This is a genomic window from Streptomyces sp. NPDC017520 (assembly GCF_044329855.1).
Taxonomy (GTDB): Bacteria; Actinomycetota; Actinomycetes; order Streptomycetales; family Streptomycetaceae; genus Streptomyces.
Window position 1 is genome coordinate 45519 of sequence record NZ_JBIRKB010000029.1, and the last position, 9066, is coordinate 54584.

12 protein-coding genes and 1 pseudogene are annotated in these 9066 nt (G+C 70.2%); 8 read left to right on the top strand and 5 right to left on the bottom strand.

Annotation, left to right across the window (positions count from 1 at the left end; all coding sequences use genetic code 11):
• Nucleotides 1-25 precede the first annotated feature (25 nt).
• Nucleotides 26-619, top strand: a complete 594-nt coding sequence (locus ACH4KB_RS36950; RefSeq protein WP_398071328.1) for a hypothetical protein — start codon at nucleotides 26-28, stop codon at nucleotides 617-619.
• 146 nt (nucleotides 620-765) lie between these two features.
• On the opposite strand, the gene ACH4KB_RS36955 is transcribed toward ACH4KB_RS36950, so the two are convergent.
• From ACH4KB_RS36955 to ACH4KB_RS36970, 4 genes are all read right to left on the bottom strand, one after another.
• Nucleotides 766-1437 carry a class I SAM-dependent methyltransferase gene (locus ACH4KB_RS36955; protein ID WP_398071330.1) on the bottom strand — a complete coding sequence of 224 codons (672 nt, stop codon included), beginning with the start codon at nucleotides 1435-1437 and terminating at the stop codon, nucleotides 766-768.
• 197 nt (nucleotides 1438-1634) lie between these two features.
• On the bottom strand, nucleotides 1635-1853 hold the full coding sequence (locus ACH4KB_RS36960) for a DUF397 domain-containing protein (protein ID WP_398071332.1): 219 nt from the start codon (nucleotides 1851-1853) through the stop codon (nucleotides 1635-1637).
• A gap of 47 nt (nucleotides 1854-1900) precedes the next feature.
• Entirely contained in the window at nucleotides 1901-2107 is a 207-nt protein-coding gene (locus tag ACH4KB_RS36965) for a DUF397 domain-containing protein (RefSeq protein WP_398071334.1), read from the bottom strand.
• Nucleotides 2104-2943, bottom strand: coding sequence for a DUF5753 domain-containing protein (locus tag ACH4KB_RS36970; RefSeq protein WP_398071336.1), 840 nt, complete (start codon nucleotides 2941-2943; stop codon nucleotides 2104-2106). The genes ACH4KB_RS36965 and ACH4KB_RS36970 overlap by 4 nt, the downstream gene beginning before the upstream one ends.
• Before the next feature lie 93 nt (nucleotides 2944-3036).
• On the opposite strand from ACH4KB_RS36970, the gene ACH4KB_RS36975 reads away from it, so the two are divergent.
• The 7 genes from ACH4KB_RS36975 (at nucleotide 3037) to ACH4KB_RS37005 (ending at nucleotide 6397) form a co-directional block, all read left to right on the top strand.
• Nucleotides 3037-3297 (top strand): hypothetical protein, encoded by a 261-nt coding sequence (locus ACH4KB_RS36975; protein ID WP_398071338.1) that lies wholly within the window; start codon nucleotides 3037-3039, stop codon nucleotides 3295-3297.
• Nucleotides 3294-3761 carry a hypothetical protein gene (locus ACH4KB_RS36980; RefSeq protein WP_398071340.1) on the top strand — a complete coding sequence of 156 codons (468 nt, stop codon included), beginning with the start codon at nucleotides 3294-3296 and terminating at the stop codon, nucleotides 3759-3761. Before ACH4KB_RS36975 ends, ACH4KB_RS36980 begins: the two co-directional genes overlap by 4 nt.
• A 4-nt stretch (nucleotides 3762-3765) precedes the next feature.
• On the top strand, nucleotides 3766-4239 hold the full coding sequence (locus ACH4KB_RS36985) for a hypothetical protein (protein WP_398071342.1): 474 nt from the start codon (nucleotides 3766-3768) through the stop codon (nucleotides 4237-4239).
• A 43-nt stretch (nucleotides 4240-4282) separates the two neighbouring features.
• Nucleotides 4283-4660, top strand: coding sequence for a hypothetical protein (locus ACH4KB_RS36990; RefSeq protein WP_398071350.1), 378 nt, complete (start codon nucleotides 4283-4285; stop codon nucleotides 4658-4660).
• Nucleotides 4661-4812: 152 nt separating this feature from the next.
• Nucleotides 4813-5037: a hypothetical protein gene (locus ACH4KB_RS36995; protein WP_398071352.1), complete on the top strand. Its 225-nt coding sequence runs from the start codon at nucleotides 4813-4815 to the stop codon at nucleotides 5035-5037.
• On the top strand, nucleotides 5018-5536 hold the full coding sequence (locus ACH4KB_RS37000) for a DUF6879 family protein (RefSeq protein WP_398071344.1): 519 nt from the start codon (nucleotides 5018-5020) through the stop codon (nucleotides 5534-5536). The genes ACH4KB_RS36995 and ACH4KB_RS37000 overlap by 20 nt, the downstream gene beginning before the upstream one ends.
• 12 nt (nucleotides 5537-5548) lie before the next feature.
• Nucleotides 5549-6397, top strand: a complete 849-nt coding sequence (locus ACH4KB_RS37005) for a helix-turn-helix domain-containing protein (protein WP_398071346.1) — start codon at nucleotides 5549-5551, stop codon at nucleotides 6395-6397.
• Between the two features lie 1020 nt (nucleotides 6398-7417).
• On the opposite strand, the pseudogene ACH4KB_RS37010 reads toward ACH4KB_RS37005, so the two are convergent.
• Nucleotides 7418-8716, bottom strand: a pseudogene (locus ACH4KB_RS37010) (hypothetical protein); the annotation flags it as partial.
• Between the last annotated feature and the right edge of the window lie 350 nt (nucleotides 8717-9066).

A 9066-nucleotide genomic window follows, 5' to 3' on the forward strand; every position in this document is an offset into this window, starting at 1 on the left:
GGAGGCCGTGGTCCAGAATCAGGGCATGGACGTCCCCGAGCTGCTGGAAGCCGCATCCCTGCTGGTTCCCGAGAGGATCGCCACCGAGAACGACCTCACGGTGAACGACGTCTGGGAGTACCTCGCTCACGACGAGTGGGAAGTAGCCCTCGATCTGCTGGAGGAACTCGGCGACGTCCACCAGCTTTCGCTCGGCTTCTGGGAAACCCTGGCCACCGCAGCCGAACAGATGCGGCTGGACAGGAGCGCGGCCTGGTGTCACTGGCGCGGCTACGAGACCCGCCACGGGATCATCCGAGCCGATCTCACCCTCCGCCCGGCCGCTGAAGCACGACGACAGACGCCCATCTCCGGCGCCGGCGTCCTGCGACCGATGTGGAGCATCGGCCACCGGACCGCGACCGGCGGACCGGCTCTCGACATCGCCCGGCTCTGGGCGGAGTTCACGCCCTTCCTGGAGCCCGGGGGGCACGCCACGGTACGACTCGCGCCCCTGGACCCCTCGCAGTGGCAGCACCTTCGGCCCGGCCAGGTGATCACCATGCACGAGGACCAGTCCGTGGCAGGCACGGCAGTTGTCCTGGAGATCCAGCGTCCCCCGGCCACGGTCACCTCATAAGAACGGGCGCGGTCGGCTCGTGCCGTTGATGCAGTGAACGTCCAGCTCCCTCCACGCACTGTCCGGCCCGTTCACCTCTCGGGTGACGTTGCCGTCGTCGCCGGGCCGGACCGCTTGCCAGGGCTCGGTGCGGCCCGTCTTCCTGGTCACCTGCCGACGGGACCTGCCCGCTTCCAGACCAGGGTGTACCGCCAGAACAGCCGCCGTCGCAGCCGCGCACCGGGCAGCAAGCGGCTGGCCTCGCGAACGATGTCGGGGAAGGCTGTCGTCGCCGGCCGGGTCGGTGCGGTCATGGCGACGGGGCGCGGCGCCCTGCGGCCCCGGTTCTTGATCCAGGCCAGGGCGATGTTCGACGGAATGGCGACGGCGTCGATCAGGTGGTCGCTCAGGGACTGCGGGCGGTAGAGGCCGATGACGATCAGCGTCCCCCCGGGCGCCAGGTGTCGGCGGAAGTGCGTGAGCGCGTCGGTCAGCGGCAGGTGGTGGAGGGCGGCGACACACGTGATGACGTCGTAGGGCCCGGCCGGTACGTCCTCCAGCGCGTCCCCGACGGAGAAGGTCACCGGAGCCCCGGGAACCGTGCGCTCCCGCGCGCGATCGACGATGGCGGGGTCGGCGTCGACGCCGTGCACCGCTTCGGCCCGGGAGGCCAGCAGCCTGGCGAGGTCACCACTGCCCGAACCGACATCCAGGGCGCTGGTGAAACGTTCGGGGAGCCGGCGCAGGATCCAGCGGTGGTAGTGGGCGTTGTGATCCCACGGGTGGGTGGCGTGGAACTGGTCGAGTGCGCGCAGGAGGCGGGGGAATACGGCCGTCATGAGGTGAGTCCATCAGAGCCGCGCCGTCACCCGTGGCGGGGGAGCGCCGCTCAGTGAGGGTTCACCGTGTGCGTGCGGGCCCGGGTGCTTCCGCGCGTTCGTCTCCGGCCGGTGCCGGGGTGTTGGCAGGGTCCGTGCCCCGACAGCGGAACGCCCCACCGTGCGGGCACGGTGGGGCGCAGCCGGAGCGGCGGCGGTCAGGCGGTGGTGTCGAAGCCGCCGGCCTTGATGCACGCCACGAAGGAGGTGAACGCGTCGGCAGCGACGGCCAGGGCCGAACCGCCGGGGTTCTTCGAGTCGCGTACGGGGACGGTGCCGGTGGTGGACGCGGTGCGCGGGGCCCACTCGACGCAGGTGCCGCCGTTGTCGCTGTAGGAGGTCTTGACCCAGTATTGGGCCGTGGCTTCGGTAGCCATCTGCGCGCCGCCCTTTCGTCGTTGTCCGGTTGTGGCTGCGGTCGGTGCTACAGCTCGCCCGACTTGATGCCTGCGACGAAGGCGGCGAACGCGGTGGCGGGGACGCCGAGGGCGGGTCCGCCCGGGTTCTTCGAGTCGCGTACGGGGACGATCCCGGTGGCGGACGCGGTGCGCGGGGCCCACTCGACGCAGGTGCCGCCGTTGTTGCTGTAGGAGGACTTGACCCACTGCGGGGTCGTGAATTCGGTCGTCACGAGGTGCCCTTTCGGTGCTGGTGGATCATGTCCACGGTATCTGTCTGCGACAGAGACACAGCCTGCAACTGATGGTAGGCCCTCACCATCGGGATGACCGAGCTGAGTTCGCGGTCCAGCTGGCCCTGTGTCTCGGACTCGACGTAGGAGACCACGGACCGGTCCTGGAGCGTCAACAGATTTACGGCCCGATCGAAGGGCCGACGCTCGCCGGTGCTGAAAGGGGCGATCTGGAGCATGGTGTGGGACTGCGCGGCGAAGTCGATCAGATACTGCAACTGAGCGTCCATCACGGCGGGGCCACCGATCGCCCGGCGGATGCAGCTCTCGTCCAGCACCGCGATCAGCATCGGCGGCACGGTGCGCAACAGCGCGCCCTGGCGTTCCATGAGTAACGAGACGCGCTGGTCGGCCTGTTCGGTGGTGATGACGCCTCGATCGACAGCCGCGTTGGCCAGAGCCTGCGCGTAGGCCCGGGTCTGCAGCAGCCCCGGTACGAGCCCCACCTCGAACAGCCTGATCTCCGCCGCCCGGCCCTCCAGCGCCACGTACTCCGGGAAGCCCTGCACCAGCACCCCGTGCTTGATCTTGCGCCACTCGCGCTCGAACGAATCAGCGGTTCCCGTGTAGTTCATCGCCACGTCAACGGCGATCGAGAACTTGCGAGTTGGGGACTTGTGGCACAATTCCACCCCGGAAACGTGCCTCCCCGTGTAGCCGATGCGCGCGCCGAGGTCGTCCTGTTTCCAGCCCCGTGCTTCGCGCTCCCTACGTAGACGTGCTCCGTAGGCCGCCTCCGGGCCCCCGTCAGGGTTGACTTCCTTGCGGTTGACCAACGTATCCCCCAGATTCGAAACGTTGAAGACGTCTCCACGCTAGGCCACGCTGAGTCGTCCCGGTAGTCATACGGCTACAGAGAGGAGCGAACGGTGTACGGTGAGAACGTCAGCTCGAATACGGAGTCGTCCCCACACGTCCCGGCCCCCGGGACCCTCCTCGCGGACACCAGTCGCGGTGACCGCGTGGGGGAGTTCCAGGGCGTCGCCGGTCCGTACTGGTCCCTCCGGCCGGTCGCCGGTGGGCGCGAGTGGGAGGTCGAACCGCGTTACGTACGGCCCGCGCTGCTCATGGAGCAGCTTCGCGCCCGTACCGCGCGGCTCAACGCCCGTAGTCGGGGAGAAGTGCTGTGAAGGCGGCGGCGCTTTCGGCCCCGGGCCGCGTGAGGAATCTGGACTACGTCGCGGCCGTCACGGTGACGGCCGGCGGCCAGGCCCTCCGGCTCGGCGGAGTCGCCCTGCCGAGCCGCCGACTTGTTCTGCGCTGGCTCCGGCGACAGGCTCTGCGGCTGGCGGATGCTCACGGGAGGACCCTGCCCCCGGCCGCCCCGTGGCTCGGTGCCAGAGACGTCCGGCCGGTCACCTTCCACGGTTCCGACGCCCCCGAGGCGCTCCGGGCGTGGGCGGGCGACCCCGGCAGCCAGGACCACGCCATGAGCGCGCTGGAATCCGGACGGCCCGCCCTGCTCACCGTCGTCGACCCCTTCGTGGGGCTGCGGGTCACCCTCGGCGCGTGGCCCGTCGATCTGTGCGGGTGGGTGACGGCGGCGTCGGCGAGCCGCCCGTATCCGCCCCGTACGGAGACGGAAGGGGGCTGACCCCGTGCTGCAATGCACCGCCGTGACCCAAGTCCCGTACGCGGAGACGCTGCTGGCGCTCGCCACCATGGAGGGCGGGCCGGAGCACCCGCCCGACGTCGTGGAGGCGGAGGACTTCGTCCTGTGCGAGCTGGCCGACCACGACGAATCGGCCGAGCACGCCGCGCACCTGTGGACGGCGGACGTGCCGGACGACCGCGACCTGTGGTTCCGCTGGTCAGGAACCGGCGCGCACCGCCTCCACCGCCTCGACACGCTGCGGCTGTGTCCCGCCGTGCTCCGCGAGCTGGCGACCCGCACGGTCACCACGTGCGCGTACTTCGACCACCACCCCGGGCCGCACTCCTTCTCCGTGACCGACCCGCTCGGCGACCTCATCGCCGAACACGTCCACAGCGAGGTGCGACGACTCGTCTCCGAGGACGAGGCCCCCGGCGCGCCCGATGCCCCCGACGTACCCGACACCGACGTGCCCTGACGGCGACCGGAGGATTTCCACCCCCATGAACCAGCGCACCCCCATGAACCAGTGCACCGCCGTGACCCTGTTACCGCCCCCGGAGTTCCTGACCCGGCTCGCCGCACCCGGCGGCAGCCTCCCGGAGGCCGGGCATCTCCTCTGCGAGCTGGCCGCCGATCACGACGGCGACCACGCGATGGTGCTGTGGGACGACGACGTGAACCGCACCGCCGTCTGGGCCCGTTGGAGCGGCGAACGGGCGACCCTCGCGGAGCTGGCCTGGTGCGGCGTGATCGACCCCCGGGGCGAGGACGCGTGCGGGCTGTTCGCCGGCCACCCCACCGCCCACGACTGGGACGTCGTCGATCCGACGCTCGCGGCGGTGGACGCGGTCCTCGCGGGGGTGCACCCGCACCTGTTCTCCGAGAGGGATCGCTAGAAGGCCATTCCGTGCGCCCCTTCGGAGCTCTTGACCTACGCCATCCGGCGAAGGAACGCTCGTGCATGCTGATGTACCTCGACAGCGGGAGCTGGCCATGGCTTTAAGGTCTCGGCACCGACCCCGATTCCCCGACCGATGAGTCGCCGACGATCTGGCTTCACGAAGAAACGGGGGACCTTCTGATCCAGTCGTACCGAGCAACTGCGGCAGAAGTGAAAGACTGCAAGGAAGTCGGCTCCGTTCCCGGCCATTCCACCGATGTCCCCGACAACGAGACAATCATCCGGCTGCCGGCGGCCATGCTGGACTACCTTCCTGCTCGTCGGGAAGGCGATCGTGGCGGAGAGGCGGAACATGCAGCCCCCAGCGCGTGATGCTCTGGCGCGAACACAGCGATCGGCAGTGCACCTGGAGTTGCGCGATGCGTACATGCTCGACGATCCCGGGTACATCGCGTGGCAACAGGGCGTGCGGCTCGACCGGGGTGAGCGTTCGACGTGGTGGAACGGCTGGCACGACGCGGTACGCGAGGCCGTCGGCCGGGGAGTCTCGGTCCGGCGAGCCCGGGTCGTGTCCGAGCCGATCAGCGACTACGTGAGGTACGAGTACGACACCACGTTCACCAACCTCGCAGCGGGCGAGGTGGTTCGCTGGCTGCCCAGACGCAGAGCGACGGGTCTTGCCCTGCCCAGCATGGACTTCTGGCTGTTCGACGGGGAGCGGGCCCATTTCCACCACTTCACCGGCAACGGGCGGTTGGACGAGGACGGGCGGGAGTACACGGACGATCCGGTGCTGGTGAAGCTGTGCGCGGACGCCTTCGAGGCCGTGTGGGAACGTGCTGTGCCGCATGAGCACTACCGGCCTCGCTGACCTCGCGGAATCATGACCGAATCTCCTTCCTCAAGTCTTCAGCAGGCCCGACGGATTCTCGCGGATCGGCTCGCGGACCTCTGCCGGGATGCCGGGCTGACCGGGCGCGAGATCGCCGTGCGCTGTGGCTGGCATCCATCGAAGTCCTCGCGGATCATGAATGCCCGCACGCCCCCGTCCGCTGGTGACATCCGTGCCTGGTGCCGGGCGTGCGGGGCGGAGGGCCAGACCGCCGACCTCCTTGCCTCGCTCCGGAACGCCGAGGGCATGTGGATTGGCTGGGGGCAGATGGAGCAAGCCGGGCTCAAGCAGGCGCAGGAAGCGCGATTGCCTCTGTTCGACCGCACCCGTCGCTTCCGGTCCTACTCGTCGTGGTTCGTGCCGGGGCTGATCCAGACACCTGCATACACCGAGGCGGTGCTGCGCGCCGTCCAGCGACGCCGCGTCGAGGTCGACGACGTGGCCGAGGCGGTGGCCGCACGTGTGGAGCGGCAGCGCGTGCTGTACGAGGGCGGGCGCCGGTTCGCCTTCCTCATCGAGGAGTCGGTGCTGCAGAACGGCACCGGCGGAACGGATGTCCTCGTCGGGCAGCTCGGCCATCTGCTCACCGTGGGTTCTCTGCCCAACGTCAGTCTGGGGGTGGTCCCGGCCGGGCCGAACCGTTCCCGGATGCCCGTGGAAGGGTTCTGGATCTTCGATGCCGCACAGACCAATGTCGAGCTGGTCTCCGGGTATCTCACGATCACCCAGCCCAGTGAGGTGACCATGTACGCCGAGGCGTTCTCGGAGCTTGCGGCGCTGGCGGTCTACGGCGCCTCGGCGCGTGCGCTGATCGCATCCGCGAGGGATGCCCTGGAGTGAGCTTCCACCAACCTGAAATCGCAGGTCAAGGAGATGGTGTGGCCAGCCTTCGGGGTACTCGTGCTGGTCGTGGGCAGGAGTCCAGAGAGAAGATCGTCCGTCAGCGTTCGAGGCACGCCTTGGCATCGTGGCCAGGGTTGCGGGAACGTGCAGGTGGCGAATTCAGGCGGCGTAATGCCGGCCCTTTGCGGGAGGGTGGTTCGCGCCTGGGATCATGGGCGCATGTCCGAAGAGTCGAACCCGATATCAAGCCTGTGGCCGCTCGTGTCCTCCGAGGCCGCCGATTGGCTGCTGGAGCTGTGCGGCGACGGCATCACCGGGTTCATGCCTCCGGCGATGCCCGACGCCGTCTGGGTGCTCAACGCCATGTACGAGCACAACCAGGGGCCGGCTGATGTGTCGTACCACGAGTACCACCAGGCGCGGCTGGCGGATGGAAGTGTCCAGCCGCACGTCGTTGGAGGCATCGACTTCGACGCCGTGGGCATCGCCACGGGAGGAGGGCTGGGCCGTGCCCAGCACCCGGGCCCCGGCTGGCGGCGGCTGCGCTGGGCCGAGCTGGCCCGGCGGAGCGGCGACCCGGTCGTGCCCGACGGGCTGATGCCCTCCTACCGCTGCTTTCCCTCGGCCAAGAAGGAGGGCAGCTGGCCGCTGGGCATGGCCCCGCCGACCGAGGGGAGCCTGGACCGTGAGACCTGGAACCGGCTGATCGCCATCCTCACCCAGTTCAGCCCTGCGGGCCCGGACACCCGCTGCCTGGCCTACTACAACCCGATGACACTCGGGGCCATCGACTTCGACAACCTCCACGTGCGTACGGGCCGGATCGGCGACGCCGAGAGCCTGTACGACCAGTCCGAGGCCGACTTCAGCCCGTCCAACCTCTGGGCCGAGGACCGTTCGTGGGTCCTGTGCACCGACTACGACCTGTGGGGCACCAAGGTCGCCGGGCCCCCTGAACTCGTCAACGCATTGCTGAACGACAGTGAAATCGAGGCAGTTCGTCTGCCTTGGGCGCAGTGACACGTTCACCGAGTCCCGGAAGCCGAGCCCGTCCTCGTACGCGCCGAAGTCCCGTTCCAGTGCCCGCAGGTTGGCCACCGCCTCCCGGCCCGCGTACGGCAGGGCCAGGAAGGAGGCGTGCGGGGTGACGACGCCGTTGGTGAACGCGGAGGGAGGCGGCAGAGGTTCGCCGTCCGTGGTGTGTGTGCGGTCGGTGTTGGAGGCGTATCCGTCGACCGCCATGCCGAGCGCGTCGACCCCGTACTCCTGGTAGCCGCCCTCCGGGACGTTGGACGGGGAGAAGCCCCAGTAGCCGTACTCCGCCTCGCGCAGCCCGTGGTCGATCTGGCCGCGTACGTAACGCTGGTGGGTGACGCCCCACGCGCGCGGCGACCACTGCTGCTCCGGTACGAACAGCGGCACCATCAGCGCCTCGAACATCGAGCCGCCCCAGCTGGGGACCACCTTGCGGCCGCGGTGGGTGTAGTGCCCGTTCCAGACGCGTACGCCGTCGACCGTGACGTGACCGCCGTCCGGCCTCTGCTCCTGCTCGTGCTCCGGCAGCATCGTCCGCAGCAGGTGCCAGTAGTGGTCGCCGGGGAGGGAGCCGTCCGCGATGCCGAGGTAACTGGCCATGCGCGGCTCGGTGTTGAGCGCGCCGTAGTGGTGCGGGGTCGGCTCGTCCGTGTCGGTCCAGACGCCGCCGCGCAGCTGGCCGGGGCTCGCGACCGGGTCGGCCGGGTCGTAGGGCGTGTAGAAGGAGGACCAGTCGGCCGTGGCCAGGATGCGGTGGATGCGGGGGCGCAGCGCCGGGGCCGCGTCGGCTGCTATCCGGAGGCCCGTCACCAGCCAGGCGTTGTCGACGGAGGACAGGAACGGGCGGACCGGGTCGCCGGTGCCCGGCCACCGGGCGAGCACCGAACCGTCGTGCGCGTCGTACCAGTTGAGCCAGAAGCCGTGGTGGCGTTCCAGCTTCTCGACGGCGGCGACCGTACGGGTCAGGGCCCGGAGCATCGCGCCTTCGCCGATCACGCCCAGGCCGGCGGCGGCGACCGTCGACCACAGGCCGCAGCCGATGTTGGTCGGCGAGGTCTGGGTGGACTGGGCGGGGGCGCCGGGGCCGCTGAGGTCGATCTTGTCGGTGACGAGGCCGAAGTCGGTCGTCATCGCCTCGATCGAGCGGTACGTGTCGCGGAACCAGGTCCGCAGGAGACGCGGGTCGGCGGGGGCGGCTACAGCCGCCGGGGCGGTTACGGCTCCGAGCGACAGGGCCGCGGCCCCGGTCCCTGCGGCGGTGAGAAACGTGCGACGGTCCATCGTTCCGGCTCCTGGTGGCAGAAGGGGGAGGGGAAGGGCAAGTCGTGGTGTTCGGCCGTGCGGGGGGAGTGGGGGGTCGTGCGGGGGGGTGCGGCAGGTCGTGCGGGGCTGTGCAGGGGGAAGCGAGGTTATGCGCACGTCCGACGCTGTGCGGGCGCGTGTGAGATCGCGCCGGGCGTTCGGGGTTGTGCGCGGGATGTGAGGTCGCCCCGTGTGTGCGGGGGCGTGGTGCCGGGCGGGGGGGGGGGGGGGGGGGGGGGGGCGGCGGCCCGCCCCCCCCCCCCCCCCGGGCCGGGGGGGGGGGGGCCCCCCGGCCGGGGGGGGCCGCGGGGGGGGGGCGGGGGCGGCGC